The organism is Afipia dichlorophenoxyacetatis (genome assembly GCF_055386385.1).
In genome coordinates, this window is sequence record NZ_AP029250.1 from 2,067,268 (window position 1) to 2,092,522 (window position 25,255).

36 protein-coding genes are annotated in these 25,255 nt (G+C 58.5%); 15 read left to right on the forward strand and 21 right to left on the reverse strand.

What is annotated here, in order from left to right; all coding sequences use genetic code 11:
• Positions 1–27: 27 nt before the first annotated feature.
• Positions 28–456, reverse strand: coding sequence for a hypothetical protein (locus tag ACZ5C3_RS09595; RefSeq protein WP_464037195.1), 429 nt, complete (start codon positions 454–456; stop codon positions 28–30).
• 114 nt (positions 457–570) lie between these two features.
• Between ACZ5C3_RS09595 and ACZ5C3_RS09600 the strand changes: the two genes are divergently transcribed.
• Positions 571–870: a hypothetical protein gene (locus ACZ5C3_RS09600; protein ID WP_464037197.1), complete on the forward strand. Its 300-nt coding sequence runs from the start codon at positions 571–573 to the stop codon at positions 868–870.
• A 114-nt stretch (positions 871–984) separates the two neighbouring features.
• A complete protein-coding gene (locus ACZ5C3_RS09605) occupies positions 985–1,392 on the forward strand; it encodes a GFA family protein (protein WP_464037199.1) in 408 nt (135 codons plus the stop codon).
• Here the strand turns inward: ACZ5C3_RS09605 and ACZ5C3_RS09610 are convergent.
• Together ACZ5C3_RS09610 and ACZ5C3_RS09615 are read right to left on the reverse strand one after the other, a co-directional pair.
• Entirely contained in the window at positions 1,389–2,219 is an 831-nt protein-coding gene (locus ACZ5C3_RS09610) for a ricin-type beta-trefoil lectin domain protein (RefSeq protein ID WP_464037201.1), read from the reverse strand. The genes ACZ5C3_RS09605 and ACZ5C3_RS09610 overlap by 4 nt on opposite strands.
• Before the next feature lie 64 nt (positions 2,220–2,283).
• On the reverse strand, positions 2,284–3,132 hold the full coding sequence (locus tag ACZ5C3_RS09615) for an RICIN domain-containing protein (RefSeq protein ID WP_464037202.1): 849 nt from the start codon (positions 3,130–3,132) through the stop codon (positions 2,284–2,286).
• 196 nt (positions 3,133–3,328) lie between these two features.
• On the opposite strand from ACZ5C3_RS09615, the gene ACZ5C3_RS09620 reads away from it, so the two are divergent.
• Together ACZ5C3_RS09620 and ACZ5C3_RS09625 are read left to right on the forward strand one after the other, a co-directional pair.
• The gene (locus tag ACZ5C3_RS09620) at positions 3,329–3,694 is read left to right on the forward strand and encodes an ArsR/SmtB family transcription factor (protein WP_464037204.1); all 366 of its coding nucleotides are present in this window, start codon (positions 3,329–3,331) and stop codon (positions 3,692–3,694) included.
• A gap of 10 nt (positions 3,695–3,704) precedes the next feature.
• Complete coding sequence (locus ACZ5C3_RS09625; protein WP_464037206.1) at positions 3,705–4,199, forward strand: SRPBCC family protein; 495 nt, start codon at positions 3,705–3,707, stop codon at positions 4,197–4,199.
• A 257-nt stretch (positions 4,200–4,456) separates the two neighbouring features.
• Here ACZ5C3_RS09625 and ACZ5C3_RS09630 read toward each other — a convergent pair whose 3' ends face one another.
• From ACZ5C3_RS09630 to ACZ5C3_RS09650, 5 genes are all read right to left on the reverse strand, one after another.
• The gene (locus ACZ5C3_RS09630; RefSeq protein WP_464044675.1) at positions 4,457–4,822 is read right to left on the reverse strand and encodes a hypothetical protein; all 366 of its coding nucleotides are present in this window, start codon (positions 4,820–4,822) and stop codon (positions 4,457–4,459) included.
• Positions 4,819–5,334 carry a hypothetical protein gene (locus ACZ5C3_RS09635; RefSeq protein WP_464037207.1) on the reverse strand — a complete coding sequence of 172 codons (516 nt, stop codon included), beginning with the start codon at positions 5,332–5,334 and terminating at the stop codon, positions 4,819–4,821. The genes ACZ5C3_RS09630 and ACZ5C3_RS09635 overlap by 4 nt, the downstream gene beginning before the upstream one ends.
• Before the next feature lie 36 nt (positions 5,335–5,370).
• The gene (locus ACZ5C3_RS09640; protein WP_464037209.1) at positions 5,371–5,733 is read right to left on the reverse strand and encodes a hypothetical protein; all 363 of its coding nucleotides are present in this window, start codon (positions 5,731–5,733) and stop codon (positions 5,371–5,373) included.
• A 133-nt stretch (positions 5,734–5,866) separates the two neighbouring features.
• The gene (locus ACZ5C3_RS09645) at positions 5,867–6,556 is read right to left on the reverse strand and encodes a hypothetical protein (protein ID WP_464044676.1); all 690 of its coding nucleotides are present in this window, start codon (positions 6,554–6,556) and stop codon (positions 5,867–5,869) included.
• Positions 6,557–6,745: 189 nt separating this feature from the next.
• Positions 6,746–7,264 (reverse strand): hypothetical protein, encoded by a 519-nt coding sequence (locus ACZ5C3_RS09650; RefSeq protein ID WP_464044677.1) that lies wholly within the window; start codon positions 7,262–7,264, stop codon positions 6,746–6,748.
• A 334-nt stretch (positions 7,265–7,598) separates the two neighbouring features.
• Between ACZ5C3_RS09650 and ACZ5C3_RS09655 the strand changes: the two genes are divergently transcribed.
• On the forward strand, positions 7,599–8,018 hold the full coding sequence (locus tag ACZ5C3_RS09655; protein WP_464037214.1) for a hypothetical protein: 420 nt from the start codon (positions 7,599–7,601) through the stop codon (positions 8,016–8,018).
• Positions 8,019–8,165: 147 nt separating this feature from the next.
• Here the strand turns inward: ACZ5C3_RS09655 and ACZ5C3_RS09660 are convergent, their stop codons facing one another.
• Positions 8,166–8,984 carry a hypothetical protein gene (locus tag ACZ5C3_RS09660; protein ID WP_464037215.1) on the reverse strand — a complete coding sequence of 273 codons (819 nt, stop codon included), beginning with the start codon at positions 8,982–8,984 and terminating at the stop codon, positions 8,166–8,168.
• Between the two features lie 101 nt (positions 8,985–9,085).
• Positions 9,086–9,556: a hypothetical protein gene (locus ACZ5C3_RS09665; protein WP_464037217.1), complete on the reverse strand. Its 471-nt coding sequence runs from the start codon at positions 9,554–9,556 to the stop codon at positions 9,086–9,088.
• A 565-nt stretch (positions 9,557–10,121) separates the two neighbouring features.
• On the opposite strand from ACZ5C3_RS09665, the gene ACZ5C3_RS09670 reads away from it, so the two are divergent.
• Entirely contained in the window at positions 10,122–11,054 is a 933-nt protein-coding gene (locus ACZ5C3_RS09670) for a sterol desaturase family protein (RefSeq protein ID WP_464037219.1), read from the forward strand.
• Between the two features lie 95 nt (positions 11,055–11,149).
• Complete coding sequence (locus tag ACZ5C3_RS09675) at positions 11,150–11,530, forward strand: hypothetical protein (RefSeq protein WP_464037221.1); 381 nt, start codon at positions 11,150–11,152, stop codon at positions 11,528–11,530.
• A 3-nt stretch (positions 11,531–11,533) separates the two neighbouring features.
• Here the strand turns inward: ACZ5C3_RS09675 and ACZ5C3_RS09680 are convergent, their stop codons facing one another.
• Positions 11,534–12,478, reverse strand: a complete 945-nt coding sequence (locus ACZ5C3_RS09680; RefSeq protein WP_464037222.1) for an alpha/beta hydrolase family protein — start codon at positions 12,476–12,478, stop codon at positions 11,534–11,536.
• Between the two features lie 75 nt (positions 12,479–12,553).
• Here ACZ5C3_RS09680 and ACZ5C3_RS09685 point away from each other — a divergent pair, with 75 nt between their 5' ends.
• Complete coding sequence (locus ACZ5C3_RS09685) at positions 12,554–13,135, forward strand: TetR/AcrR family transcriptional regulator (RefSeq protein WP_464037224.1); 582 nt, start codon at positions 12,554–12,556, stop codon at positions 13,133–13,135.
• 15 nt (positions 13,136–13,150) lie between these two features.
• Here the strand turns inward: ACZ5C3_RS09685 and ACZ5C3_RS09690 are convergent, their stop codons facing one another.
• The 3 genes from ACZ5C3_RS09690 to ACZ5C3_RS09700 all read right to left on the reverse strand — a co-directional run bounded on the left by ACZ5C3_RS09690 (position 13,151) and on the right by ACZ5C3_RS09700 (position 14,925).
• Positions 13,151–13,648 (reverse strand): DUF2569 family protein, encoded by a 498-nt coding sequence (locus ACZ5C3_RS09690; protein WP_464044678.1) that lies wholly within the window; start codon positions 13,646–13,648, stop codon positions 13,151–13,153.
• 45 nt (positions 13,649–13,693) lie between these two features.
• The gene (locus ACZ5C3_RS09695; protein WP_464037228.1) at positions 13,694–14,335 is read right to left on the reverse strand and encodes an HAD-IA family hydrolase; all 642 of its coding nucleotides are present in this window, start codon (positions 14,333–14,335) and stop codon (positions 13,694–13,696) included.
• An 83-nt stretch (positions 14,336–14,418) separates the two neighbouring features.
• Positions 14,419–14,925 carry a DUF2569 family protein gene (locus tag ACZ5C3_RS09700; RefSeq protein ID WP_464037229.1) on the reverse strand — a complete coding sequence of 169 codons (507 nt, stop codon included), beginning with the start codon at positions 14,923–14,925 and terminating at the stop codon, positions 14,419–14,421.
• A 376-nt stretch (positions 14,926–15,301) separates the two neighbouring features.
• On the opposite strand from ACZ5C3_RS09700, the gene ACZ5C3_RS09705 reads away from it, so the two are divergent.
• Both ACZ5C3_RS09705 and ACZ5C3_RS09710 read left to right on the forward strand, forming a co-directional pair.
• A complete protein-coding gene (locus ACZ5C3_RS09705; RefSeq protein WP_464037231.1) occupies positions 15,302–15,490 on the forward strand; it encodes a hypothetical protein in 189 nt (62 codons plus the stop codon).
• A gap of 466 nt (positions 15,491–15,956) precedes the next feature.
• On the forward strand, positions 15,957–16,400 hold the full coding sequence (locus ACZ5C3_RS09710; RefSeq protein ID WP_464037232.1) for a cupin domain-containing protein: 444 nt from the start codon (positions 15,957–15,959) through the stop codon (positions 16,398–16,400).
• A gap of 56 nt (positions 16,401–16,456) precedes the next feature.
• On the opposite strand, the gene ACZ5C3_RS09715 is transcribed toward ACZ5C3_RS09710, so the two are convergent.
• From ACZ5C3_RS09715 to ACZ5C3_RS09730, 4 genes are all read right to left on the reverse strand, one after another.
• A complete protein-coding gene (locus ACZ5C3_RS09715) occupies positions 16,457–17,248 on the reverse strand; it encodes an alpha/beta fold hydrolase (protein WP_464044679.1) in 792 nt (263 codons plus the stop codon).
• A gap of 163 nt (positions 17,249–17,411) precedes the next feature.
• A complete protein-coding gene (locus ACZ5C3_RS09720; RefSeq protein ID WP_464044680.1) occupies positions 17,412–17,759 on the reverse strand; it encodes a hypothetical protein in 348 nt (115 codons plus the stop codon).
• An 8-nt stretch (positions 17,760–17,767) separates the two neighbouring features.
• Positions 17,768–18,208 (reverse strand): GNAT family N-acetyltransferase, encoded by a 441-nt coding sequence (locus ACZ5C3_RS09725; RefSeq protein ID WP_464037235.1) that lies wholly within the window; start codon positions 18,206–18,208, stop codon positions 17,768–17,770.
• 149 nt (positions 18,209–18,357) lie between these two features.
• Positions 18,358–19,074: an SGNH/GDSL hydrolase family protein gene (locus tag ACZ5C3_RS09730; RefSeq protein ID WP_464037237.1), complete on the reverse strand. Its 717-nt coding sequence runs from the start codon at positions 19,072–19,074 to the stop codon at positions 18,358–18,360.
• Here ACZ5C3_RS09730 and ACZ5C3_RS09735 point away from each other — a divergent pair.
• On the forward strand, positions 19,061–19,699 hold the full coding sequence (locus tag ACZ5C3_RS09735) for a glutathione S-transferase family protein (protein WP_464037238.1): 639 nt from the start codon (positions 19,061–19,063) through the stop codon (positions 19,697–19,699). The two genes, ACZ5C3_RS09730 and ACZ5C3_RS09735, sit on opposite strands and share 14 nt — an antisense overlap.
• Here ACZ5C3_RS09735 and ACZ5C3_RS09740 read toward each other — a convergent pair whose 3' ends face one another.
• The gene (locus ACZ5C3_RS09740) at positions 19,700–20,161 is read right to left on the reverse strand and encodes a universal stress protein (RefSeq protein WP_464037239.1); all 462 of its coding nucleotides are present in this window, start codon (positions 20,159–20,161) and stop codon (positions 19,700–19,702) included. It abuts the gene before it with no gap.
• Between the two features lie 130 nt (positions 20,162–20,291).
• Entirely contained in the window at positions 20,292–20,480 is a 189-nt protein-coding gene (locus ACZ5C3_RS09745) for a hypothetical protein (RefSeq protein ID WP_464037240.1), read from the reverse strand.
• A gap of 302 nt (positions 20,481–20,782) precedes the next feature.
• On the opposite strand from ACZ5C3_RS09745, the gene ACZ5C3_RS09750 reads away from it, so the two are divergent.
• From ACZ5C3_RS09750 to ACZ5C3_RS09765, 4 genes are all read left to right on the forward strand, one after another.
• Positions 20,783–21,145, forward strand: a complete 363-nt coding sequence (locus ACZ5C3_RS09750; protein WP_464037242.1) for a hypothetical protein — start codon at positions 20,783–20,785, stop codon at positions 21,143–21,145.
• Between the two features lie 512 nt (positions 21,146–21,657).
• Positions 21,658–21,912: a hypothetical protein gene (locus tag ACZ5C3_RS09755; protein WP_464037244.1), complete on the forward strand. Its 255-nt coding sequence runs from the start codon at positions 21,658–21,660 to the stop codon at positions 21,910–21,912.
• 567 nt (positions 21,913–22,479) lie between these two features.
• The gene (locus ACZ5C3_RS09760; RefSeq protein ID WP_464044681.1) at positions 22,480–22,893 is read left to right on the forward strand and encodes a hypothetical protein; all 414 of its coding nucleotides are present in this window, start codon (positions 22,480–22,482) and stop codon (positions 22,891–22,893) included.
• 349 nt (positions 22,894–23,242) lie between these two features.
• Positions 23,243–24,211, forward strand: a complete 969-nt coding sequence (locus ACZ5C3_RS09765) for a Bug family tripartite tricarboxylate transporter substrate binding protein (RefSeq protein ID WP_464037247.1) — start codon at positions 23,243–23,245, stop codon at positions 24,209–24,211.
• A 143-nt stretch (positions 24,212–24,354) separates the two neighbouring features.
• Here the strand turns inward: ACZ5C3_RS09765 and ACZ5C3_RS09770 are convergent, their stop codons facing one another.
• Positions 24,355–25,068, reverse strand: coding sequence for a hypothetical protein (locus tag ACZ5C3_RS09770; RefSeq protein WP_464037248.1), 714 nt, complete (start codon positions 25,066–25,068; stop codon positions 24,355–24,357).
• Between the last annotated feature and the right edge of the window lie 187 nt (positions 25,069–25,255).

The window sequence follows — 25,255 nt, forward strand, 5'->3', positions numbered from 1 at the left end:
TGGTGGAGATCCGTTGCGCTGGGTGGGCTATTTGCCGTCGCTCTGCAGGCCTTGATAGATCCCCTCGCAAAAGCCTTTGTACTGCTTGTGGATGTTTTCCATCTTGGCGCAGTTGTAGCCGGTGTCCTTGATCCACTCGTCTCTTAAGGAAAAGACGCGGTCCCGCATCGCCTCTTGCGTGATGCCGCCTGCCTTGGCGATGTCCTTGCCGCGCTTCCACAGCGCGTCGCCGATGGCGAGGTACGACTTCTGGTCAGCCACGCAGGCGGACACAAACGTGTAATATTCGCCGCAGTCGAGATATGTCGGCACGAGAATGCTGGCCTGGTTCGCCGGAGAGAGCGTCTCCGCGGGAATGCCTTCTGCGCCAATCGCAGGTGCTGCGATCGCCAGTATCGTTGCGGCGAGAACAGCCCTCGCAGCGCCCCCGGCCGCGCGCAATGTCGTTATTGTCATGGTTGTCTCCATCCATCCTTTTTGTCGTGACGGGTCAGCCGGAGGTTCGATAGCGGAACGGTGCGAATTCTGTTACAGCGCAAGGCAATTGAACCGAATCTCCGGAGTATCCCAATGGTCGAACTCACGAATTTGCCGACGACCGACCCTGACAACGTCCCGGAGACGATTTGCCTGGGCAAGTTCAACATCCAGGTCGGCGGGCCTTATGCCACGCTGCTGTTCACCCATCCGCGGCCGCAGGTGGGGCCGATGGTCGATGAAGGCAAGCTGGTGCTGGAGAGCGTGGTGCGCGCGCGCATTGTCACCTCGCTCGACAATCTGGTCGCGCTGCGCGAGCTGCTGAACAATCTCTTGAAGGACGTTCAGACTCCGGTCTCCGCCGCCGCAGGCCACAAGCCGGGCCACGCCTGAGCGGCGTGGGCACGCGCGAGATCCGCGAAGTGGGTACCCCGTCGGTCCTGCGGCGTAGGTCCTGCGGGGTGCAACGGTTGTCGCGGTCCCATTCAACCGAACATGGGTGTGTTGATGACTGAAACGGCGAGTGGCGCTTGTCAGTGTGGCGCTGTGAGATTTCAGATTTCCGGCGCGTTTGAGCGCTTCTTCCTTTGCCATTGTTCGCGGTGCCGCAAGGATACGGGATCGGCCCATGGGGCCAATCTGTTTTCCTCGACGGCAACGATCACCTGGCTGTCGGGGCAGGACCGCGTCAAGACCTACCGCATTCCCGGCACCCGGCATCAGAAATGTTTTTGCAGTGAATGTGGCTCTGCGCTGCCGAGAGATCAGGTGCAGGATGGCCTCCTGATCGTGCCCGCCGGAAGCCTCGATAGCGCGGTCGACATCCGGCCGGACTCGCACATCTGTTGCGCGAGTCGGGCTGAGTGGGACGCGCATCTGGAAGACGTTCCCAAGATGGACGGTGTTCCGGGTTAGTTGTGGCCGAAATTGAAGTGGGTGTTCTTCTCTGCGTCCTTCGCGCACGCGCGCGCGATCATCGGCGATGACCAGTCACCCGCTTTCCTGCCCTCACGCTGTTTGTCGTCAGGATAGAGCACGTCCCAGCACAGATTGTTGCTGGAGTGGACGATCTTGTTCTCACGGTCGTAAGTCCACCGCACGGTCACGTGCGCGCAATCGTCGAGAACGAGCCGTGGCTCCTTCGCGCCCTCTGAAGCTCTCGCGTCGATGCAAAGCCCCGGTTTGCCATCGAATGAGATCTTGTCGTTGGAGGCGAGGTGGAACACCTGCTGGTGCAGGCCTAAGAAATGATCGCAGCGATCCATCACCAGCGCCGCGCCCGGCTCGAACCGATAATCGGGGGCGGAGGCACAGAGGTCATCGGCCTGTTCCGGAGAGATGTACAGCCCCTTGGGCCGGCTGGCCACGGCCGCGTCATGGCGGGCTTTATCGATGGACACCGCGCAGACGCGAACTTTCTCGCCTTCCCAGCATCCGCCATTGCGGTGGACGTCCCCCAGCACGGCCTGCGCACGGGTGGCATAAGGCACCCCGTTCCAGGCCGCTTCACCCTTGCCGTTCTCGACGTTGACCATCGCAAAGTATTGGTCGCTGTAAATCGAGAATGAGCCGTCACTGTCGGTGTGGGCGAACTCGCAGACACCGCTGATGTAGGATTTGCCATCCACGATCAGCGTGCAATCGGCGGGGCGGGTGGCGGCGGACGCGCTGCCCGATATGGTGCAGGCGATTGTGAGAGCCGCAAAGATCAGTTGTGCCGCGCGCTGCATTGCTTTCGTCATGATGGATATCCGCCGAAGGAGGGAAAGAGGTTTATGCTGGGCGATGGTTCGCCCGCGCTTGGCGTCAGTCTCCATCGCCCAAACCGTCGCGGAAGGCGAAGCGGCCATTCTTCTCCGCGTCGTTTTCGCAGGGGCGTGCGATCATCGGCGAGGGGGTGTCGCCATCCTTTTTGTCGTCGGAGAAACGTACGTCCCAGCACAGATTGTTGCCAGAGCGGATTACGTTCATTGTCTTGTCATATGACCACCTGATGGCAACGTGGGCGCAGTCATCGAGAACGAGCTGCGTCTCCTTTCCATCTGCCGACGGCCTTGCGTCGACGCAGAGTCCCGGCTTGCCCTCGAACGAGATATTGTCCCCTGTGCGTTTGAAGACGCGCTGACGAAGTCCTAAAAACTGGTCGCATCGCTCCATCACCAGCGCCGCGCCGGGCTCGAACTTATAGCCGGGGGCGGAGGCGCAGAGGTTTTCCATGAGGTCTGGTGAGAGCATCAGCCCCTTGGGCCGGGCGGCGAGGATCGCATCGCGGCGCGCCTGTTCGATGGGCTGCACGCAGATGCGCGCTTTCGCGTTTTCCCAGCATCCGCCGGCGCGGTGGACAGTCCCCAGCGTGCCATCGGCGTTTTGGGGATCACCCACCCCGTTCCAGGAAGCCTCGGCCTTGCCGTGCTCGATACTGACCATTGCCCAATGCCGCTCGCCGTAAATCGAGAACGAGCCGTTCTTGCCGTCGGGCTGAAACTCGCACATCTCGTTGATGTAGGACTTGCCGCTCACGGTCAGCGTGCAATTCGCAGGACCTGCCTCTGCGGCGGATGCCGGGGCGGACATGGCGCGTGTCACACCCAACGATGTCGTTAAAAGCGCTGCGCCGAAGATCAGTTGTGCTGTGAGATGAGCTGCTTTTGTCATGATGAGATCCGTCGCGAAAAGGCCGAAAGCCGCGTGATGCTGTTGCCTTTGTCGGTGAAGCTATAGCGAAGGTTCACGCGGCGTGAACGGACTGTCGCGACGGGGGATGCGGCTTGCGCCGCCATTGGCGTTTTCGTTGACGATCGCTCGGTCTCCTCTTGCACGCGGCTCATTCATAGGTTACATACTGAACCACATGGTTCAGTATTCAAAAGCCCATCTCGACGCCTCATTCGCCGCGCTTTCGGACGCCACCCGACGGGGTGTTCTGGAGCAGCTCGGACGTGGAGAGGCGTCGATCACGGATCTTGCCGATAAGTTCCACATGACCCTCACGGGCATGAAGAAGCACGTCGGCGTGTTGGAGCAGGCGGGGCTGGTCACCACCGAGAAGGTCGGGCGTGTGCGGACCTGCAAGCTCGGCCGGCGCGGACTGGAAGGAGAGGCGGCATGGATCGAGAGATACCGCCAGCTCTGGAGTGCACGCTTCGATGCTTTGGACGAGGTTATCGAGGACCTGAAACGGAAAGAGAAGTCCGATGGACGCAGGAAAAGAGAGTGAGGGCAGCCCCATGACGAATCACACGACAGTAGAACGGAAGTCCGACCGCGAACTGGTTGTGACGCGAACCTTCAACGGCCCCGCGAGCCTCGTGTTCGAGGCGTGGACCACGCCCGAGCTGCTCATGCGGTGGTGGGCGCCGAAGTCATTTGGAATATCGTTCCTGTCCTGTGAGCTCGATGTTCGGACAGGCGGCACGTATCGTTTTGTGTTTGGCCACTCTTCCTCAGAGCGGCCGATGGAATTTTTCGGCCGGTACATCGAAGTGATCCCGCACGCGCGCCTCGTCTGGACGAATGACGAAGACGGCGAAGGTGGGGCCGTGACCACGGTGACCTTCGAAGACAAAGGCGGCAAGACACTGGTCGTCATGCACGACGTCCATCCCTCGAAGGAAGCGCTCGACGCTGCTATCGCTTCGGGGAGTACAAGTGGGTTTAGCGAGGCGTTCGAGCAACTGGACGAGCTTCTTGGGACTCCCGGCGCGAGCGCAAGAGGGGCGTGACGTCATCGATCGCGGGAGCGATCCTAGTTTGATTTCGGCAGCGGCATGACGTGGCCCGAGTGCACCATGTCCTCGCGGATTTTGGACGGCGGATAGATGAGCAGGTCCGCCGCGATCATCATAATGCCCAGGGCGAGGCTAGCAGGATGCTGCGGTGACGATACAGCCCGGGAGATTGGCGGCGCATCCAATCCTCCGCGGCACGGCTCGCCATGAGGGCCGCGAGCAGAGTGAAAAGCTGAGAGCAAGTTCTTTGCTCATAAGAGGTGTCTCCTCACATAGGCCGATAGAGCGCCAAATAAAAAGACGAACGCGATCCAACAAATGCATCCGATGATCCAGGCATTCATGTCCTTCCGAATGCGGTCGAGACGGGCGTTTGTTTCGAGCGACAACGATGCGGAGAGGTCAACGTACCGAGCCATCGAACGCGAGAAGCGGGGGAGTTGGAACTGGAAGGCAAACCATTGGAAGCCGAGTTGTGGTGCGTGATCGCGGACCAACCTGTAGGCTTGCCATATCTTATGGTTGACGGAGAAACCGCAGACGACGATCACAGGCACTGAAAGTAGCAATAGTGCCTGGTAAGTCGTGTTGAGAATTGCGCTGATGTCTCGCATCATCGCCGTCTTCGCGAATTCCAGCAGAGCTGCACGATGATGGCGAGCGCGACGAGGGCGCCGGCGATCCAGTACCACTCCCAACGCGACAGATCGCCGCCGAACTCATGAATGGCCCCTATGATCAGAGCCATCGCGGAGAAGGCAACGAGTTGAACCACCCCGACACGTTTTACTCTTCGAAAAGCGCCTTCATAAGATCGGTTGAGGTCGTCGTATCTGCGCGTCCGTATGGAGCGATATAAGCCGATGGCGATAAGCACCGAGACCCCAGCACACAGGACGAACACCAGGGTCATACCGATCAGGTTGAGAACAAAGTAAACCTGATGGTCCGAATACTGATACCAGTGACCGGAGCCGAGGCGACCGCTGTAAAACCAGCCCGTGGTCAGCGCAATGTAAATGCCCCGCGCGCACCAGATCGCAACGCCCACACACGACGCGACTAGGACAATGATCTTGAAGAGCGTGCCGGGCGCAACCCGATTGGGCCGATAGGGATCGCGCAACATTACGCGGGCCTTTCTGAGTAAGTACACATGCGGCCGTTACCTCGCCACCTGCCAGTCGGCCCCGTTCCAGACCCATTCCTTGGATGGGCCTATCCTGCTGCAAAAGAAAAGTCCGGCGACGCCGTCGTGGTCTATCCTCGAGAAGGCAAACTCGAACGCAAAAATCGTATTTTTCAGTGTGAGATCCTTGTCGCCAGTCAGAACGGCAAATGATGTCTCTTCTGTTTCGGGATCGGACGCACGAATAACAACCGTCCGGGACCGGTTCGGATTGCGATGGATAACCCAGCCGCTGACAGTGCTGTCTCCCAAAGGAGCGCGGGCGGTCTTTTGCAGGTCCTGCGGCAACGGCGTTGTCGACCAGTTCGGTACGACGGCATGCTTTTCGGACACCAGCATGGAACGGCAGAGCGTGAGCGCCTCTTCGGTTGCTCGCTCCGCGGATGCGATGCTGCACACGGTGCATGTCATCACAAGCGCGGCAAGTATCCGCAGCCTTTGCATGTGTCCTGCCGTTCTTTCTTTGATGATTTCAGGACGAGGAGGGGCCATGTTTCACCGTCACATCTCCCGCCTTCCTTCTTCTCTGAAACCAGATGGTGGCAAGCATCAGCGGTCCCTCAATGATGACAACAACAGCGACGTTGAGCAGGAACACCCCCAGCCAGAAATAGTAGAGGGGGGCGTGATACTGAAGAAACAGCAGCTTCGGCGTGTGGGTGGTCTCCCAATTCAGCGCGCACCATATGCCGCCCGGACCTAACAGCAGCCAGCCGATCAGCAGGCTCGACGGCTTCTTATGCCGATGCTCCGCTAGGCGCCCAAAGAACGGGTCGAATAGCACGATCGGCGACGTGGCAAGCCGAAGTGCAATGGTCGCCGCCGTGATCCAGAGCAGCATGCCCCAGGACTGAAGATGGACAGCGAGCATCGCGATGAGACCGCGCGACTCGTAGAACCACCATTTCTGATCCACGAGCCAGATCATGCGTGCTTGGCTTTGTCCAAATCCAACCGCATCGAGAACAGGCGCGAGCGACGGACTGATGATCCAGAACGGAAAGGGTGCGAAAATAATGAACACCTCGGCGAGCGAAGCACACCCTGCAAGCTTAATCAGAGCTCGGCATCTCGGCCGATGCGTTGGTGACAACAACGGGCCTGCTGAAGATCCCCTCTCGCCGCTCTCTTTCTCAATCGACGCTGAATTCAAATCTGACATTCTTCTCAGGGTCCTGATCGCACGGGCGCGCGATCATGGGCGATGGCCTGTCATCGGATTCCCGGTCATCGGGCTTCCTGTCAGAGTGGCCGGTGTCCCAACATAGATTGTCGCTCGAACGGATCGTTTTCCGATCCTTGTCGTAAGTCCATCGAACGGCAACGTGTGCGCAATCGTCGACAACGAGCCTCAGCTCTTTCTCGCTGATTGACGATCTCGCGTCGACGCAAAGCCCCGGTTTGCCCTCAAATGAAATCTTGTCTCCGGAGAGCTGGAATACCCGTTGGCGCACCCACAAAAACCTTCGCATCGGTCCATGACCAGCGCTGCTCGCGGCTCAAAGCGATAGTCGCGAGCGGAGACACAAAGATAATCTACGTATTCTGGGGAGATGTGCAGCCCCTTCGGCCAGCTGGCGAGGATCGTATCGCGGCGGGCCGGGTCAAGGGCCAGCGCACATATGCGGACCTTTGGGCCTTCCCAGCATCCGCCCACGCGGTGGACATCGCCAAGCCAGGCTTGAGCGTGCGTGGCATAAGGCTCTTCGTTCCAAGCGGCCTTAGCGTTGCTATCCTCGATGTTGACAGTCGCCCAATACTGGTCGCCGTAGATCGAGAATGAACCCTTCTTGTCGGAGCGCACGAATTTACAGATGCCGCTGATGTAGGACTTACCCTCCACGATCAGCATGCAATCGGCGGGGCGCATCCTGTCATTTGCGGTGCTGGGCGTTGCGTATGCCGCTAAAAGCATTGCCGCAAAGATCAGCCTTGCCGCAAACCGTGCTGCTCTCGTCATGGTGAGACCATCGGGGGAGAGGGTGGCGTTTCCGTTGTTGTTCTTTTTAGGTGCGTGAAGTTGTAGCGCAGCTTTTCGCGACGTAAACGTGCGCGTTGCGGGGTGCAGATCACATTTTCCGGAGGGAGCGTGTTTTATTGATGGATCGGATAACGATATATGTGGCGGGGAAAATGTGAGCCGCGCTTTATGTCTTAAACTGCGCGGTATAGCCGATGAGACCTCGCCTTTTCTTCGGGGATCTATGACAGAGAACTCAGATACCGACGGAAGCGGTCAGGGCGAGTTACTGCCGCCGACCGATGACAGTTCAAAGGAATATATCGTCAAGATCGATGGGGAAGCGGGGTCGTGCTTCATTGCGTGGATAGGCGGCATGCCGGAGCGAGAGCATGCCTTCGTTTATAAGGATAGGAATTACCATTTCTATTTCTACGCCGATCGGATTTGGACGAGCCGGTCCGCTTATGATGTCGACGTAAATAATGCTACGACAAAGCAATTCCACGGCTCGTCTCCAAGGCTTGCACCAGAGCACCTTGGAGAAATAGCGGACAACATGCGAAAATTTTTCGAGAGAGCTTATTTCTTGAGTTCAAAATTGCCCCGGCCGCAGAACCAAGAATTCAGGGAGCTGACTTTTTCGTGGAGGATCGCGCGATGAACGATCTTTCACTGAATATTATCGTCGGCTTGAGGACGTCGACCGCGATCGCCTCACACGCCGATGACGTGCTCCGGGCAGGGATTGTGGCCCCTCGCGCTACCGCAAGCCATGAGCCGCGCCACGCGTGAAGGGCGTGTGGAACGCTCAATCGACGCTGAATTCAAATTTTCCATTCTTGTCAGGGTCCGGATTGCACGGGTGCGCGAACATCGCCGATGTCCAGTCATCCGCCTTCTTCGTATGGCCGAGGCCGAAGACAATGTCCCAACACAGATTTGTATTCGAGCGGATCTCGTTCGCATCCTTGTTGAAAGTCCAGCGCACGGCAACATGTGCGCAATCATCGAGAACGAGCTTCAACTCCTTCACGCCGGTGACCGATCTCGCGTCGATGCAAAGCCCAGGTCTCCCTTCAAACGAGATCTTGCCCTCGGAGAGCTGGAAGACGCGTTGGCGAATTCCTACGAATTGGTCGCATCGATTCATCTCCAGCACTGCGCCCGGCTCGAACCGATAGAAGGGGACCGAGACGCAGAGATAACCCTCGTATGCCGGGGAGATGGCCAGTCCCTTTGGGCGATAGGCCACGATCGCGTCACGGTGGGCCTGGGTCATGCCGCCTGCGCAGATGCGGACTTTCGCGCCTTCCCAGCATCCGCCAACCTGATGAACTTTGCCAAGCTCGGTTTCGGCAGACGTGGCATAAGGCGCGGCGTTCCAGGAAGCCTTACCCTTGCCGTTCTCAACGTCGACCATCGCCCAGTATTTGTCGCCGTAAATCGAGAACGAGCCGTTGTCGCCGGGCGAAAGCTCGCAGACGCCGCTGATGTAGGATTTGCCATTCACGATCAGCGTGCATTCGGCCTGGCGGGTCGCAGCGGATGCGCTGCCGGACACTGCGTAGGTCATTAATACCGTCGCCGCGAAGATCAGTTTCGCCACAATCCGTGCTGCTGTCGTCATGATGAGATCCGCCGGGAGGGAGTGAGTGCCGGATGGCGCTTTTACCTTTGTCGGCGAAGCTATAGCGGAGGTTCACGCAGCATGAATGGGCGGGATCGCTGTCAGTGCGATCTGGGAGCATCTGCGAGCCAGCCCAAAATCTTCTGACCTGCCTCGGACTGCATCAGGAGCGCGCGGTTGAAGGTGTGAGATCGGAAGGGATCAACAAAAACAGAGATATAATCGCCGACTTCTTTGATTGCGTAGAACGTCTTCGCCCGGGAAAACGTGACCAGCTCTCCAGCCCTTGATATCCACAGAACGCCATCGCTGACGCCAGCAACGCGCAAAGGCGACCTGTCGTCAACGCTCAAGCCCTTGCGGGCCCAACGCTCTCCGACCCGTCTTAAAACGGACAGGTAGAAGATCCATAAAGCGAAAACAGCGAGCAGATAGATGGGATCAGGCAAGGTGGCAGCAAGGGCTGGATAATACCAATAGCCCGCCTGATAGATGGCGATGATGATGACGGCGCTCAGGCTTGGATAGTATCTCCAGAAGAACCAGGTGAAGCCGCGCAGCGACTCCTTCACGAGCCTGTTCCTTGCTCGTGTGGCGGCGAGTTCATCCTCCATTGTCAGATCGCACGAGACGCCAGACGAGATCAGGTCGCGTCCGATGAACTCTACGAGATCTTCGTTGATCGCCGGCCGGCTTTCGTGATCCTGTGGCAATTCAATCGTCCTCTCGTCGGCATCATTTGGATGCGATCAGCTTTGCCGCGAACCGTATGATTTTCGTCACGGTGAGATCGTGCTGTTGCCTTTGTCGACGAATTTGCACGGAAGGTTCACGGAAAGCGGGCGGCCGTGTTGCCCGATTTGCCGCCTGCGCGCTCATCGCGACACTGCAGAGTGGGGCCTTTTCCTCAGCGTCCGGGCGGCAATCATTTACCACCGGCCCGTCTATTGAGGGCAAACGCATGCATTTAATCGAGCCGGTTAAATCGACATTAAGGCTCGCCCGCCACGCTCGCATCGCGGAACCTGGAAACGCAAAGCTCCGGGAATGAGAAGCAGTTTTTCAATAGAAAGCTGGTCTGATCGTTGCGGCCGCACCGGTTTGGAGTTTGGAGCCGCCATCGCGCGAGGTGTTTAATTGATCGATTTCTTTTCTGCGCTTGCGGGTGCCTGGGTTGGGTGGCTCCACTCGCCGCGATCGATTGCATCCATCGCATTCCTATGTTCGCTTTTGATCATTGATGTGGCGCATCGTGGATGGCGCCTGTCCTGGTCACGGCGTGCTGTTGTGGGAATATTTGCGACCCTCTCCATCTTCCACATCAACTTCATATTCATTCCATTTATCTGGCTCGGTTCCGAGAAGGTCCAGGAGCTCTACGCTTCCATTGGAATTCCGAGCATTCCCACCGATATCTGGCTGACGATGCCGACATGGCTGCTGGCGATTTTCGCGGCGCTGGCCTACGACTTTGCCAACTATTGGAATCATCGCCTGATGCACCAGCCCTGGCTTTGGCCTGTGCATGCGATCCATCACTCTGACCCGGATGTGAATGGGCTCACCGGACATCGAATCCATGTGTTCGAAGCGTTCGTGATGGCGGTGTCCTACACGCTCATGCTGTCGTGGTTGGGATTGCCGAAAGACGCGATCGGCATCGGCGCAATTCTTATCGCTTTGCATAACATCTACGTCCATATCAACGTTGATTGGGGGCATGGGCCGCTCCGCATGCTGATTGCGTCACCGCGCTTTCACCGCTGGCATCACGCGGATGTCAAAGAAGCCTACGGCAAGAATCTTGCGAACATCTGCCCACTGTTCGACTGGATCTTCGGCACATATTACGTGCCGGGCAAGTGCGAAGCGCGTATGGGCGCTCCGGGCGTCCCGGAAAACGATGTTCTCATGCTGATTGCATGGCCGATCCGGGAGTGGGGCCGAATGATCCATGCGGGAGGCAAAACACTTGTCACCCGCTTTGCTCCCGAACAGAGCGCGCCGTTTGCGGTCAACACAGTTCGGGATATCGAGGTCGAAGAACGGTTCAAGCGCGAGCGACGTTGACTTGACAACAAGACTTGTGCGCCCAATTTGAAATTGTGGTTCGAGGAGATTTTCCTGCCATTTTAACGATGGTGGGATTTTTTGTGAGTTAGTTCATGGTTTTGAAGATTGCTTTTGATAGTCTGCTGCTGGTCTTGATAGTGCTATGTGGATACGGTGCGGCGTTTTTTTGGGTTGAGACCGGGAAGGTTAAACTCCCTGCATCGATTTTACCGACAGTGCTTGAGGGAGCTCCAGTTGCGCCCGAGTTGTCAGCTGCATCGGAACCGTCGATAGAATCTCTTTCATCAACAACACGCAATTTGTCGGTGAAGCTGGACGCTCTCGCAGTACATGTCGAGCAAATTCGTGAAGCTGGCGAGCGGCAAGGGCGGCTTAATCTGATTGCGGCTCTCTTTGCTATCGCAACTGCCGTGTTTACGGGGATCCAAGCGCTCTTGCAAACAAAGCTTCTCAACTTGTTATTCGGGCTTTGATAATCAAAAGCTGGCGTTATCTCGCACGCCGATGACGTGCTCCGGCCAGGGATTGTGCCCATCGCGCAGCCAGAGCAGCGTGTCGAGCCAGAAGCCGCTCGCGTGACGATCGTGAAACAGATCGAAATGGCCGATGCGCTCAAAGCCATAATCCTCAGGCTGTAACCGCACCGCAGTGCGCGGCGCTTGTGTGTAATACTTCAGCGTGCGGCGGATAGCCGGCACCGTGCCGAATTCATCGTCGGATAGGGAGATGGCGAGGATCGGCGCCGTGACAGCGCTCATACGCGCAAGCACGTCTGATCTTTCCTCGGGTGGATGGCTACGCTCGAAGCTTGGCCCGCGAAAGCTCCATTCATTGGCGACACCGGCGGGCAGGTCTTCCAGCCAGCCGAGCTTGCGCCCGGGGAAATAGCCGTACAGCGCGGTCGCGACGGGCATCGCCACATGCCATTTCAGGAACAGGCCGAACCGCTGACGCGGCGCGTAATCGCCCCACCACGCATATTGCGCGCCGACGGTGAGCATCCGGTCGATCAGCGGTGCGCTGTCCGCGAGCCCCGGCAGGAAGCCGCCGATGCTGTGACCCACGACCATGAGCGGTCCATCGCTCAAACGGCGCGCGTGCATGAAGGACAGCGCGGCGTCGACATCGATCTCGCCCCAGTCGCGCCAACAGGTCGGGCAACCGCGCAGGTTTTCCGGACGCGACGCGCCGATGCCGCGATAGTCGTAGGTGAGAACGTTGAAGCCGTGCCGCGCGAGAAACCGCGCATAGCGATGATAGTAGCGTGCGAGCACGCCGGTCGCCGCATTGATGATGACGCTCCCATTGCTGCCGCCATCCGCCGCGTACCACAGATCGCCGCCCAGAGCCGCGCCGTCGCGGCAGCGGAGCCAGGCTGGTTCTCTTTCCTTCGCAGGGGTCAGCAGGTCAATGGTCGACATATCGCAATCGTTAAGCTCGCCATCCTGTGATGTACATTCACTGGTCGGTATACATGGAGTGTGCTATAAAGGCGCATGGGCAAGATGGTCACACCGACGCGCGAGCGCATCATCACAGCCGCTGGCAAGCTGTTTTACGGCGAGGGCATCCGCGCCGTGAGCGTCGATGCCGTTGCGGCGAAAGCCGGCGTCACCAAGCGCACGTTCTATTATCACTTCCGCAGCAAGGACGATTTGATCGCCGCCTATCTCGAGGTGCTGGACCAACCGAACGTCGCCCTGTTTCAACGCTGGTATGCGGAGGCCGACGGCGATCTCGCCGACAAGGTGGCGGCCATCTTCCGCCATCTCGGCAAGTCCGTGCGGCACCCGAAATGGAACGGCTGCGGCTTCCTACGCACGTCAGTGGAATTGGTCGACAAGCCCGGCCATCCGGCCATGGTGATCGGCCGCGCGCACAAGAAGCGCGTGGAGGACTGGCTGCATGGCGTGTTCAAGGAGGCCGGGGCAGGCAAAGCCTCGCTCTCTCTCGCACGGCAAATCATGCTCTTGCTCGATGGTTCCTTCACCGTGGAGCTGCTGCATCGTGACCCGACCTATATGGAGACGGCAGCAGAAGGCGCGGCAAACCTTATCCGCGGGGCGATGAGGGGATAGCGGCCCGCTTCGGGATCATGAACGTGCGGGCATCTTTTCGTAAAACGTCGTCTTTACGCGCTTGGAGAGCAGCATGTAGGGAATCCAGATCGCTGCTGCGACGATCATTTTGAACATCGCAAGCGCGTCGTCTGGCGTAAGAGAGACGAGGAACACGGAATAGGCGACGCCCACCGTCAGGCCTGATACGGCGATATCGGCGATGCTGAGGCCGATATATGTTTTGGGGAAAAAGGGCTTGAGCGAATAGGCGAAGTAACCGCACGCGCCCCAGGCGATGCCGAACACGACGTTGCTGATGAGCACGGCGATCACGTAGGCAAAGGCCGCAGCGGACAAGCCGGGTTTTGCCAGGACAGTCAGCGTCTGCATGACGGTGTAAACGCTCGAACCGATCTTGGCCAGCGGATGCAGATAGGCCGGGAACAAAAGCCAGCCGTTGATCTTGTCGTAGTCCGACAAATCGACAGCACGGCCGCCGTCAGCTGGTGCGGGTTGCTCTTGAGTCATCATCGTCACCCCTCGGGAGTTCGCATATCGTGCTCGGCGGCTCTTCCGCTAAATCCCCAACGCCTCCAGCGTCCGTGCCACATCCGCTGACGAATTCACCTGAACGCCGATCAAGCCACGCGCCCGTGCGCCTTCGATGTTCTCAGGCAGATCGTCAAAGAACACTATGCGTGAGGCGGGCACGCCGATCGCCTGCACCACATGGTCGTAAGCTTCTGCATCGGGCTTGCGCAGATTGATGCTCGACGACAGGAAGATCTCGCGGAAGTGCTTCAGCACATCGGCATATTCATCCCGGAAATACGCCACATGCGGCCGGTTGGTGTTGGAGAACGCGTAAAGCGGCAAATGCTTTGCCGCGCGCGCTAACAGCGGTGCGATGCCCGGCATCTCGCCTGCGAAGATCGCATTCCAGCCTTCAAGAAACTGATCGTCGGTAATGCTGATGCCGAGCGAGTTGCGCAGGCTCTGGAAATAAGCGGCGTCCTCGATCAGGCCGCGCTCGTGCTGGTGATAGTGCTCATCACGCGTAAAGCGTGGGGCAATGTCGTCAGGCTGGACGCCAGCATAGGCCGACCAGCAGGCGAGCGCCTTGCCGAAATCGATATCGAGCACGACGCGGCCGAGATCGAACAGCAGCGCATCGGCGGAAGAGGGGGAGAGAGTGGGGGAAAAGGACGGGGGATTCATTCTGGTTTTTCTGCACGCTGCCGGTTGTTGATGTCGCTTCAACGTCGTTTGCCATCGCCCGACGTGCTGCGTCAACGCATTCCCTATCGCGTCGTGGTCGGCGGCATGGGCACGCCATCAAACGTTGCCTTGACGCGCTTCGAGACCAGCATATAGGGAATCCAGATCACTGCTGCGGCGAGAATGCCCACATCGGGCTCCGGGGGAATGTCGCGCAAAGTGTATCCGGCTCCCATGAGCAAGAGCGATGACACGACATCGGCGGTGCTGGTCCAGATATAAGCCTTGGGAAAAACCGGCCTGATCGACCAAGCGAGGTAGGCGCAGATTGCCCACGCGACGGCTATTCCGATGGTGATGGCGAGCAGGATTGCGGTATAGGCCTGGGAGGCAGGGGTGATGCGCATGTGCGCCGTCGTGAGCGTCGCATAGAGCATCACAGTCTGATACGTGAGGTAAATATCCGCGGCGATCCTGAGCGCGGGCTGCCAGTAGGCCGGGATGATGAGCCAGCCATCGATCTGGTGATACGTCGTGCCGGTGACGCCGCTCGCACCGCTCACTGTTGCCGGCTGTTGGTTGTCACTCACGGCCGCTTCCTTGATCCATTCCCAGTGTGTGATGACGGAGTTGTCTGCGTTTGATTGTCGCGAACGCGGTGCAGTTTATGTTCTGTCGTAAGCGGTCTGGATGGGTGTTGATGCGATCGTCCTTGTCATGATCTACGCTCTTATTGGCGTTATCTCGCCGTTAGTCGCCGCGCGCGACTGTCTGTTGTCGTCCTCCATCGCTTCCGCGTTCATTGCTGTGCGCCATTGCTGCTGTCCGCCGCAGTCGTTGCAACGAGATGTGAATGATGTTCCATGTTCGTTCTAGGAGAATGGAGCGGTGGAACCAGCGCTGCCGAAACTTCTGCAAAGTGTTTTGCTGTGGTGACCGGCCGAAGAAAAGTTGCCGAGTGGTACAATGAACCATACGCAGATCGTCGACGCGCATGAGCGCTTCATGAAATCCGTGCAACACGAGCTGGAAGCGTTCGAGCGGCGCGAGAGCGAATTCCGCGCGGAAGAGCGCAAGGAGCGAGCGGAAGAGATTCACCTCGACGACATCGAAGCCCACGCGATGGAGCTCGGGCCGAAGCAGCCGCCGCACTGAAGTTGCGCGGGCGAGTTCCGCCGATCAAATCGCCCACGATTTTTTCGCAAAGCGTGAGCACCCGAGCCTTGCGGAATGTTGCGTGCCAAGCGGGCCGCGGCGATCTCACGGACGTGATCGGTAGAGTTTCGACTTGAACCGAAGCTCTAGGTCCTTGTTTTGACGCATCTTATTCACGCGAACCGGGTGCCACGTCGCTTGAAAACGCTTTTGCCCCATGCGCCGCGTGGCAGACTCACTATATGATGGGGACCAATGATCAACGTGCTGCTAGTGTCCCGAATCCAAGTTCGCTTCATCGTGCAGCACGCTCCGTAGCGAACTTTGGATTCGAGGGACACTAGTAAACTTATGGTTCTAGTGTGGTTTAGGTTCAGAAGTTCGCTGGAAGGACGCGCTGGAAAGATCGAGCGAACTTCTGAACCACCACACTAGTGCGTCCCGTGCACCGGATAAGGAGCATCAGATGTCTGTTCTGGAAAGATCTGTTTTGGAAAAACCAGCTTCGGAAAAGCCCGAGTGTCGGCTGGTGCGCGCCAGTGAAGCGTACGAAGGCAAGCAGGGCTTGACCTATAACGTCGGCATTTCCGCGGAGACTGTCGGCGCCAAGGGCATTCACATGCAGATCGTGACGATCCCGCCAGGCGCGCGCGCCAAAGCGCACAAGCACGCCAGCCATGAGACGGCGATCTATGCGCTCAAGGGTGAATCCGGCACTTGGTATGGCGACAGGCTGGAGCATCATGTCATCGTGAAGCCCGGCGATTTCTTCTACATCCCGGCCAACGTGCCGCATTTGCCGTATAACCCGAGCAAGACCGAAGACGTGGTCGCGATCATTTCGCGCACCGACCCGAACGAGCAGGAAAGCGTGATCCTGCTGCCGGAGCTCGACAAGTTGCATCCGTGAGGGCGCAGCTCGGCTCGGCGTTGCTCACGCGTCTCGTTTGCTCTTAGGCACCCGTCTCAGACGGCGAGCGCCTGAAGGATCAAACCAGTGATCGCATCGGGTTGCGAGATCAATGACAGATGACTGGCCTCGACCTCGATGGTCTTCGCGTTCATGCGCTTGGCCATGAAGCGTTCGAGGTCGGGATTGATCGTGCGGTCCTGCGTCGACACCGCATAGAAGCTCGGCTTGTCGCGCCACGCTGCATTCGTCGTCTTGTCGGCCGTCAGCGATTTCTTGAACGGCTGCTGCACCGCGTAAAGCACGCGGGCCTCATCCCGCGGCAGGTCACCCGCGAAGTCGCGCAGGAAAGCTTCTTCCGAGAGCTGTCCCCAATCGTCGGTGAAGGTGACGCCGGCTGAAGCCGGTGGCGTGGGATATTGCTTTGCCAGCGCCGTATAATCCTCGCCGGCATCGGGCGCCCGCGCGGCGACATAGACCAGCGCGCTGATCTTCGGGTCCACGCCGACTTCCGAGACGATCATCCCCGAGAATGAGTGGCCGACCAGCACCGCCGGTCCCGGCTGCAACGCGATCGCGCGCTTGGCGGCATCGCAGGCCTCCGCAAGCGACGTGAGCGGATTCTGCACGCTGGTGCAGTTGACACCCTTCTGCTGCAGGCGGGAAATGACTTTCGTCCAGCACGAACCATCCGCAAACAGCCCGTGCACAAACACGACATTGTTCGTCTTCAGCGGCGCCTGCGCATTGGCGACGCGCGTCAGCAAGGAAAGGGCAGAGGTAGCAGCGGCAGCAGCGATAAATGTCCGGCGATTCATCATGGCCTCCGTGGGTGAGGGTGATTTCATTCCGTCTTCAAAAATACGCTATCTCGCTTTCTAATCTCGGTTCAGCGCGTGCCGGTCTCCTGTGTCGGGAGGTTCGGGTTGCGGCGGACGTGAACATAATGCGCGATTATGTCGATGCAATGTGACGGCAAAATTGTCTCAGGAGGAGGGCGCAAGACCGATATCATCCGCCGGTGAGATGCATCAGGAAGAAGACAGCGGGAAGATAGAAGGCCAGCAGCCCTACTTGCTGGAGGTTCGCTCTGTTGCAGTAGCGGATGAACAGATCGAGATCGTCGTCACTGAGCATCGTGCCATCGAGAGCAATATGTATGCGAAGGACAGCGCGTTCGGAGGGATCGATGTCGCCAGTCAGTGCTCCCCTTCTGCAGACATACATGATCGCTTTGCTCACGGACAGGTTCCGCGTGCGGCGCTGAACGGCACAGACATTAAACCAGACAATGAACGCGAAAAGAGCGATATAGCCGGGCAGCCAGGCGAGGCTCAGGAGATGGTGGAATTTTTCCATGGATGTCATCAAGTACTGAGCTTCATCTCATATTTCACGCCTGCGTCACCGACCACACAAAATCCCGCTCGTTCATAAAGCCGCCTGGCAGGATTATTCTTCAGAACAGTCAGAGCAACCGGCTTGGCTGCCGCTCTCCAGGCCACCAACAGCTCTCGCAGGACTTCCGTTCCGATGCCGCACCGCTGCTGATCCGGGGCAATGAAGAATTGGAGGAGGCGAACCTCTGTAGGGCTCTCTTGAATTTGAAGCCAGCCGACATCGCTTCCGTTGACCGTCACGATCCTGATTTCGGCCGGCTTCCATATTGAAGTAAAACCGCTCCGTTGCCTGGCTTCATCCCACACCATGAGTTCTTCGGTGTAGGGCCGCATGGTCAGCAAGTATAGCTCCAGCGCAAACTGATAGTGCGCCGCTGTTGCCGGATGGAGGTGGATGGTTCTGTTCATATCCGGCAGAGGTGCACTTGCTGACCCGCTATCAATGTCTTCTCACCGAGCGGCAAGATGAGGGTTGCGTGATGCGCCTCGCGCTGAACATGACAGCGGCACAGACGTTCGCTTCGTGTCGTTCAGCGCGATAAAGGGCGCGTGAGCGCCTACCTCACCATTCCGGCCAGTATCGCCGCGACCTTTTTATTTCCCTCAGCATTCAAATGAATGCCATCCGTCGAGGCCATCCCCGGTTGCTTCAGCACCGAGATGTAAGTCCCCATCGCGTCGATCACCTTGATGCCGCGTGCCTTGAGTTGGCTCTTGATGGCCGCAACATTTTTGGCAGCACCAGCGGCGCCCTGGGAGAGTTTGTGGGCGTCGTTATATCCGTTGATCATCAGGATGACGGTCTTGGTCCCATCGGGGACCGCGCTGGAGACGCGCGAAAGCGTCCCCTCAGTGGTATCCCCCCAAACTCCGGCATTTTTGACATGGGTTTGAGAGCCTTTTGCCCGCAGCATTCCTTCCAGAACGGCTGGCCACATCTCATTGCTGGAGACGCGCTGGTCGTCCACCGTGCTTGAGCCGAGCGCTACGATTTGAGCCGAAGCAAAACTGGCCGAGCCGATCGTGATGCCGGTCAGGATGATCGAAAAAGCACAAAACCTAAGCAAAAAGCCCATGTCGCATCCCCAATAATTTACGGTGTTGTTATGTGTCGTGAAATGAAGCCGTGATGGAAAGTCTGTCTGCGCCAACTCGTCACACCCTATAGATTCTGACATTGTTGGACAGTGGTCCTGCTGCAACAGATCCGATTTATTGGATGTGCAGGCACAATTGCCGTCACGAAGTGAGAGCCTCACGATGACCATCACCATCACCGCCTTTGAACGTTCACCCGATGGCGGCCAGGGACTGGCGCGGGACACGCGGGTGCGCTGGGCGCTGGAAGAAGTGGGCCAGCCTTACGAGGTTCGCCTTGTGTCGTTTCGGGCGATGAAAGAGCCCGCACATCTCGCGCTGCATCCGTTCGGCCAGATCCCAACCTATGAGGAGAACGATCTCGCGTTGTTCGAGACGGGCGCGATTGTCCTCCATCTCGCCGAGCACTATGCGGGCCTGCTGCCGAGCGAGGCCGATGCGCGGGCGCGCGCCATCACATGGATATTTGCCGCGCTCAACACCGTAGAGCCGCCGATCCTCGAACTCGTCACCGCCAAAATTTTCGAGGCCGACAAGCCATGGGCTGAAGCGCGTCTGCCGCTTGTGAAGGATCGTGTGCGCGAGCGGCTGAAGCAACTGTCCGCGCGGATGGGCGATGCCGAGTGGCTCGACGGTGCGTTCAGCGCGGGCGACCTGATGATGGTGTCGGTGCTGCTCCGCGTGAGGCCATCGGGCCTTCTCAACGAATTTCCGAACCTCGCCGCCTATGTTGCGCGCGGTGAAGCACGTCCCGCCTACAAGCGCGCCTTCGCCGCGCAATTGGCGGTGAACGCGGGTTAGTTATGTCCGCGACGGCACCACCAGCACCGGCACGCTTCCGTCCGCCAGGACCTCCGATGTCTGGCTGCCCAACACCAGCTTCTTGAGGCCGCGATGGCCATGAGAGGCCATGACGATCAAGTCGCAGCCTCTGGACTTTGCTGTGTCGATAATCACGGTGGCTGGGTTGAGTGCATTCGGAACATGCAAAACGTCTGCAGAGATCCCGGCCCGCTTCGCCATGGCTCGAATGTCATCGAGCACTTTGCCCGCACGCTGCTTGTGGGCTTCGTCAAAGCTATCGACCATTTCCTGCGGAGGAATCCATCCGCCGTGTGCACTCCCATATCCGACCAGCAACGGTTCCGTCACGGTGACGACGGTCACTTTCGCATTCAAGGCCTTTGCCAAAGCCATTCCATGCTCAACGCCTTTTCTCGCGACATCCGATCCATCCGTGCTCAAGAGAATGTTGGCGTACATTTGGGGCTCCCTTGCTCGTCGAAGACTTTCCTTCAAAAAAGGTGACGTTGACTTATAGGGCAGATCCGTCGCCGTCCGTTGATGCGCCAATTGCGAAGTTCACTCGTGGACTAACGAGCGTCCGGACGGTTCACTCGAACCGTGTCATCAACCGTTCGATATAGTCATTGATCGCGTCGGCAAAACGAAGCTGATGCGGCGCGAAGGCCGCGGTGCAATGCGCGTCGATGGCCGCGCGAATGCTATCGAGCGAATCCTTGTGCTCGTGGGCAGGCGCAGCCGCCAGCATGTCGTCGATCGCCTTTTCAGCGTGCGGCATGCCGTCCGTCTCGCCCGCAGAAATAAGCGAACGCAAGGCAGCGGTACATTTGTTGACGTGCTCCATCAGGTGAGTATGCGACGGGGCGGGGGAATATTCCAGTCCGTTGGTTTGGGCAGCGGGGTGGCGCGACGGCGGACGAACTTCTGAACCACCAACTCAGTCTTCACAAAATGAGACGTTGCGGATCAAGCGCCTTTGATATTCGATAGGCGCTCAAGAGCGGCGCGAAAGCGAACGTCATTGTAATGTCCGAGTTAGGGTGCACTCCACGAAGCTGTGTGTAGCAAGGAGGCCAAGAGATGAGGCGAGAACTAAGGACGGTGATCGGTGCTCTGGGAACGGCCCTGGCCCTGTGCAGCGTGGGTGCGTTGAGTATCGCAGCGCAGGCACAGACCGAACCGGGGGCGAGGCGTGTGACCCGGGTCCCCATCATCACGGCGCCGACACCGACGCCCTGGGATTACTACATTATTCCACGATACAGTTATCGCCCTCAGGATGACCGGGTCGATCCATGCGGCGGGCCCGTGGTGCCGGTCATCAGATACGGGTCTCAAGAGGTGTATCTTCCGGTCTGGCCGGCGCCAGACTCTGCTGGCCTCGGCCGGATCCGTGGCCGGGATTGGCCATGCGGGGGACAACGCCGGGCACGCGCCTATTGATCTGCTGCTGAACCTCGCGGCCTATGTCGCGTGCGGTGGAGGTCGCCCCGCCGACAAGCGGGTTTTTGCGGACAATTGGCGGTGAATACTTCCAAGCCGGCGAGCGCAGTCTGACAACACCTGAAGCGGTTCACTCGAACCGCGTCATCAACCGTTCCAAGACGCGGCTTGAGGGCGGATGGTTTGACTGCGGGTTCTTATGTCGTTTTCTCGACAAGAATGGCTTTGAAGAACGTCCCGGCGAGCCAAGCGAGAAGGGCCAGAAAAAAACATAAAAAAAAGAACGGGTCCTATGAACCTTTCAGTCGTGCACCGCCACTCACTGAAAGCGAGCATAATCACAATGCTTGTCTCGCCAGCGAATTGAAGCGATCGACCGAGTGGACTCAGGCGGCGTACAAATTGTGCGTTGCTGACCAACCTGATGCTTTGGTGACATTTCGGCCGGATCGCGGATGCTACAGCGCTTGGCGTGTTTGCAACTTCGTCATTCAATATGGGGCTACTCCTAAATGAAGAACATGCTTTTGATCGCCGCTTCTTGTCTCGTCCTGGCTTCGTCATCGGCCTTTGCCTGTTCGCCGGAAGAATTGAGCAAGAAGGCAATGGATCTGCAAACGACAATGCCTGCCTATTTGCAGAAGAATCCGAGCAAAGCTCAGGAGATAAGTCAAAAGTCTCAGGCTATCACCGCGCAGCTTCAGAAATCAGCGAATGTTGATGACGTGTGTAAAGCCTATGATGATCTTTTGGCGATCATGAAGTAGATCATTTAACCCCGCTCAGGCGGTATGAAGGCCGAGTTGGTCATCGAACCATTTTTCGGCCTTCGGTTTATTGACCTAGTACCGCCGATTTGAAGTCCCTGCATCAGTTGCGGCGATCTCTTCCAGGGACTTCAAATCGAAGGCGGTACTAGAATCATAGGGTTGCTAGTACCCTTTGCTTTCCGAAGTTCGCAAAGTGGTTGCTGCGACGTGTCACGAACTTCGGAAAGCGGGTACTAGGAGTCAAGTGGCCCGGCGCTTCGCTGCGTCGGGCTTTGCTTGTTAGAAGCAAACGCTTTCTTTGTTAGAAGCAAATTATGTCTCCCGGCTTATCCGAACATCGCCGAAGCCGTTTTTGAAACCAGCTCATGCGAGGTTCTATCTTTGGCCGGAGGTCACCCGGCCAAACAGCATCACGATGTCGGCGGGGTTTGTTCGACCAGGCGCGCCAAAACATGCCAGCGCATGCTCTGGCAAATGCTGTTGCAGAAAGTCCTTGACGCAACAGAACACGATGGATTTGGATCGATCGGAAGACCTTGATTGATCGATGGACGGAGCCGACCCGTGAAATTTTTACTGAGAATTATGCTCGTAACCGCTCTCGTGAACCTTGCTCCAGCCGTCGCCCAGGCGCCGAAGGAAGCCGTCGCTTCTCCTGCCTTGCAGAAGGAATTCGATGGCTTCATCGAGAAGTTTCGCGCGGCGTTGAGGACAAACGATTCCGCCGCCGTCGCCGGTATGACACGATTGCCGTTCATGAACGACAGCGCAATTCGCGACGCCGCGCAATTTCGCGCCAAGACCTATGCGACCTCGTTCACGGCGAAAAATCGCGCCTGTATCCAACGCGGCAAGGCCTTCTACGGTCGCGATGACGAGAACAATGACTATTACTCCGTCTTCTGCGGCCAGCACATCTTCGTCTTTACCAAGACGCCGGCGGGGTTCCTTTTTACGGACATCGGCGCGAATGACTGATCAGGCAACAATGCTATCCACTGTCGCCAGATATCCCTCGGAAAAGCAAGCGACGCCAAATTGATTGATGCCGCAATCTGTCACCGAGCCAGCCTTGGCGGTGTCAGTCACGCGCGCTATGCGTCAACGCTCGTGGTCCGATTCTCATGTTCGCATCGTGAATGCGCGGCGAGCAGCGGCGCGAACGTCAAACCTGCTTCACTTGCGCACCTTTCCAAATCAGTTCCGCCTGATGTAGCATCCGCGGCATAAATTTCGCGTGGCGAAACAGCTGCGCGGGACAAAACAAAATCAAAAGCCGCGGGGGCCGTCCGGCCTCAATCCGCGGATCAAGGAAAGGAACGCTGCAATGAAGTCCCTCGTTCGCGCGCTGGGAGCGCTCGCCGTCATCGCTGCTGCCACCAGTGGCGCATCGGCCCAGAGCTGGCCGACGCGGCCGATCCGCATGGTCGTGCCTTACACGCCGGGCGGCTACACCGACATGATGGCGCGGCTCGTATCGGAGAAGGTCGCGGCCTCGCTCGGGCAGCCCATCGTCATCGAGAACAAGCCGGGCGCCAACGGTGTCATCGGCGCCGATGCTGTCGCAAAGGCCGCGCCGGATGGCTACACTTTCGGCACGGTGATCGCGGCGCATTCGGTGAACGCGACGCTCAATCCGAAGCTGCCGTACAACGTGGAAAAGGATTTCACTTACGTCTCGCTGCTCAGCGTCGCTCCGCTGATCCTGATCGCGACGCCGTCGCTGCCTGCGAAGAACGTGAAGGAGTTCATCGCGTTGGCGAAGGCCGAACCGGGCAAGCTGAATTTTGCGTCGAGCGGCATCGGCGCCGCCGCGCATCTCACCATGGAGATGCTCAAGAGCCGCGAAGGCATCAAGCTTCAGCACGTGCCTTATAAAGGCACGGCCGGCGCGCTGCAGGATACGGTGGGCGGCCAGATCAATGTCATGTTTGACATCATCGGCCCGCTGATGGAGCAGGTGCGCGCCGGCAACGCCAAGGCGCTCGGCGTGGCCTCGAAGGAGCGCATTCCGGCGGCGGGCGATACGCCGACCTTCATCGAGCAGGGCGTGGCGGATTTCGTCTCCGGCACCTGGGCGGGCATCATCGCGCCGGCGGGCCTGCCGAAAGAGATCGCGGATCGCATGGCAGCGGAAGCCAAGAAGGCGCTGGCCGATCCGGATCTCAAGAAGAAGCTCGAGGCGCAGGGCATCGTGCCCATGGGCACCACGCCGGAGGAATTCCGCACCTTCGTGGCCGAAGAAATCCCGCGCTGGAAGAAGGTCATCACCGACGCGGATATCAAGATCGAGTAGGGCGGGATCTCATAAGAGAGAAGAGTAGGTGACGCGCGGGCGGCTGAGACAATCAGCTGCCCGTTGTGCTGTGAGGGGACATCTTTGAGGTGAAGCGCCGCAATGCACCCGACGAAGAAGCTCATTGTCCATGCGCGCGTTGATCAGCCATCTGGCGGTGCAAGCGTCCAACCACGCGCGGTGCGGCTGACACTTGCCTCGGAGTTCTGACGGAGTGTCAGCAATTTGATCTGATCGTTACCGTTCCAGCCGACAAACTTATACATGGTGTCGATAGACTTGGGGACGTGCTTCCACTCAAGCGGTGGGGGAAAGCTGCTCATGCTGTAGATGCTGACTTGATTTTCGCCATCCTGCTCGCTGGCTGCGACGATCACGAAGCGCTTGCCGTCCGGCGAGAAATTCGGGTCCGCATCATCAATGCGGAAGACCTCGCCAGTGCGCCGGCTCACTATGAAGCTGCCGCGGCTTTCGTAGTATCCCACTGAGAGCACAAACAAACGCTGCGAAGGCCGGTATTCGATAAGGGACGTCTCCTCACAACGGTCATCTGCATCGCAGCTGTTCGTGATGAACGACTTTGTCGACCCATCGTCCAGTTTCAAGTTCAGGGTCTTGCCGGACCGGCTCGCGATGCCAGGCAGTTTCGCCAGGCACTTTGCCTCAACATCGCAATGCACCGCTTGTTGGGCCAACGCGGTGGACGCGGGTGGCTTCGTTGGCTGGACACTGGGAGACCCCTGCACCTGATCAGCAGCGCCGTCTTCTCGCTGCGCGGCAGGCGCGGGCGCGTCCGCCTGGACAGCACAGCCGCAGAGCGCAGAGGCAAGGCATACGACAACGATCATGCGCGTCACGAAACTCTCCTGGCAATTTCCAGCCATTAACGCCCGCTTCTGCCGGAGGCCAGTGGTCTTGGGCTTTATGACAGTGAATTGATGTCAGTAACGGGCGAGCAGGCCGCGATCTGATCCAACGCGGACTCATCCTGACTGAAGCGTCGCTGTCATCGCCAGTAGCCAGCGCCACCTCGCATTTCGAGTG

What these genes read in the sequence shown, in the direction of transcription:
- ACZ5C3_RS09655 (WP_464037214.1), top strand. Translation starts at nt 7,599, where the DNA reads ATGACAGAGAACTCAGATACCGACGGAAGCGGTCAGGGCGAGTTACTG.
- ACZ5C3_RS09750 (WP_464037242.1), top strand. Translation starts at nt 20,783, where the DNA reads ATGAGGCGAGAACTAAGGACGGTGATCGGTGCTCTGGGAACGGCCCTG.
- ACZ5C3_RS09610 (WP_464037201.1), bottom strand. Translation starts at nt 2,219, where the DNA reads ATGACGAAAGCAATGCAGCGCGCGGCACAACTGATCTTTGCGGCTCTC.
- ACZ5C3_RS09605 (WP_464037199.1), top strand. Translation starts at nt 985, where the DNA reads ATGACTGAAACGGCGAGTGGCGCTTGTCAGTGTGGCGCTGTGAGATTT.
- ACZ5C3_RS09715 (WP_464044679.1), bottom strand. Translation starts at nt 17,248, where the DNA reads ATGAAATCACCCTCACCCACGGAGGCCATGATGAATCGCCGGACATTT.
- ACZ5C3_RS09740 (WP_464037239.1), bottom strand. Translation starts at nt 20,161, where the DNA reads ATGTACGCCAACATTCTCTTGAGCACGGATGGATCGGATGTCGCGAGA.
- ACZ5C3_RS09630 (WP_464044675.1), bottom strand. Translation starts at nt 4,822, where the DNA reads ATGATGCGAGACATCAGCGCAATTCTCAACACGACTTACCAGGCACTA.
- ACZ5C3_RS09600 (WP_464037197.1), top strand. Translation starts at nt 571, where the DNA reads ATGGTCGAACTCACGAATTTGCCGACGACCGACCCTGACAACGTCCCG.
- ACZ5C3_RS09660 (WP_464037215.1), bottom strand. Translation starts at nt 8,984, where the DNA reads ATGACGACAGCAGCACGGATTGTGGCGAAACTGATCTTCGCGGCGACG.
- ACZ5C3_RS09620 (WP_464037204.1), top strand. Translation starts at nt 3,329, where the DNA reads ATGGTTCAGTATTCAAAAGCCCATCTCGACGCCTCATTCGCCGCGCTT.
- ACZ5C3_RS09640 (WP_464037209.1), bottom strand. Translation starts at nt 5,733, where the DNA reads ATGCTGGTGTCCGAAAAGCATGCCGTCGTACCGAACTGGTCGACAACG.
- ACZ5C3_RS09705 (WP_464037231.1), top strand. Translation starts at nt 15,302, where the DNA reads ATGAACCATACGCAGATCGTCGACGCGCATGAGCGCTTCATGAAATCC.
- ACZ5C3_RS09645 (WP_464044676.1), bottom strand. Translation starts at nt 6,556, where the DNA reads ATGTCAGATTTGAATTCAGCGTCGATTGAGAAAGAGAGCGGCGAGAGG.
- ACZ5C3_RS09595 (WP_464037195.1), bottom strand. Translation starts at nt 456, where the DNA reads ATGACAATAACGACATTGCGCGCGGCCGGGGGCGCTGCGAGGGCTGTT.
- ACZ5C3_RS09675 (WP_464037221.1), top strand. Translation starts at nt 11,150, where the DNA reads ATGGTTTTGAAGATTGCTTTTGATAGTCTGCTGCTGGTCTTGATAGTG.
- ACZ5C3_RS09745 (WP_464037240.1), bottom strand. Translation starts at nt 20,480, where the DNA reads ATGCCGCACGCTGAAAAGGCGATCGACGACATGCTGGCGGCTGCGCCT.
- ACZ5C3_RS09720 (WP_464044680.1), bottom strand. Translation starts at nt 17,759, where the DNA reads ATGGAAAAATTCCACCATCTCCTGAGCCTCGCCTGGCTGCCCGGCTAT.
- ACZ5C3_RS09765 (WP_464037247.1), top strand. Translation starts at nt 23,243, where the DNA reads ATGAAGTCCCTCGTTCGCGCGCTGGGAGCGCTCGCCGTCATCGCTGCT.
- ACZ5C3_RS09690 (WP_464044678.1), bottom strand. Translation starts at nt 13,648, where the DNA reads ATGATGACTCAAGAGCAACCCGCACCAGCTGACGGCGGCCGTGCTGTC.
- ACZ5C3_RS09680 (WP_464037222.1), bottom strand. Translation starts at nt 12,478, where the DNA reads ATGTCGACCATTGACCTGCTGACCCCTGCGAAGGAAAGAGAACCAGCC.
- ACZ5C3_RS09730 (WP_464037237.1), bottom strand. Translation starts at nt 19,074, where the DNA reads ATGGTGATGGTCATCGTGAGGCTCTCACTTCGTGACGGCAATTGTGCC.
- ACZ5C3_RS09635 (WP_464037207.1), bottom strand. Translation starts at nt 5,334, where the DNA reads ATGTTGCGCGATCCCTATCGGCCCAATCGGGTTGCGCCCGGCACGCTC.
- ACZ5C3_RS09695 (WP_464037228.1), bottom strand. Translation starts at nt 14,335, where the DNA reads ATGAATCCCCCGTCCTTTTCCCCCACTCTCTCCCCCTCTTCCGCCGAT.
- ACZ5C3_RS09755 (WP_464037244.1), top strand. Translation starts at nt 21,658, where the DNA reads ATGAAGAACATGCTTTTGATCGCCGCTTCTTGTCTCGTCCTGGCTTCG.
- ACZ5C3_RS09735 (WP_464037238.1), top strand. Translation starts at nt 19,061, where the DNA reads ATGACCATCACCATCACCGCCTTTGAACGTTCACCCGATGGCGGCCAG.
- ACZ5C3_RS09710 (WP_464037232.1), top strand. Translation starts at nt 15,957, where the DNA reads ATGTCTGTTCTGGAAAGATCTGTTTTGGAAAAACCAGCTTCGGAAAAG.
- ACZ5C3_RS09650 (WP_464044677.1), bottom strand. Translation starts at nt 7,264, where the DNA reads ATGCGCCCCGCCGATTGCATGCTGATCGTGGAGGGTAAGTCCTACATC.
- ACZ5C3_RS09625 (WP_464037206.1), top strand. Translation starts at nt 3,705, where the DNA reads ATGACGAATCACACGACAGTAGAACGGAAGTCCGACCGCGAACTGGTT.
- ACZ5C3_RS09615 (WP_464037202.1), bottom strand. Translation starts at nt 3,132, where the DNA reads ATGACAAAAGCAGCTCATCTCACAGCACAACTGATCTTCGGCGCAGCG.
- ACZ5C3_RS09725 (WP_464037235.1), bottom strand. Translation starts at nt 18,208, where the DNA reads ATGAACAGAACCATCCACCTCCATCCGGCAACAGCGGCGCACTATCAG.
- ACZ5C3_RS09685 (WP_464037224.1), top strand. Translation starts at nt 12,554, where the DNA reads ATGGGCAAGATGGTCACACCGACGCGCGAGCGCATCATCACAGCCGCT.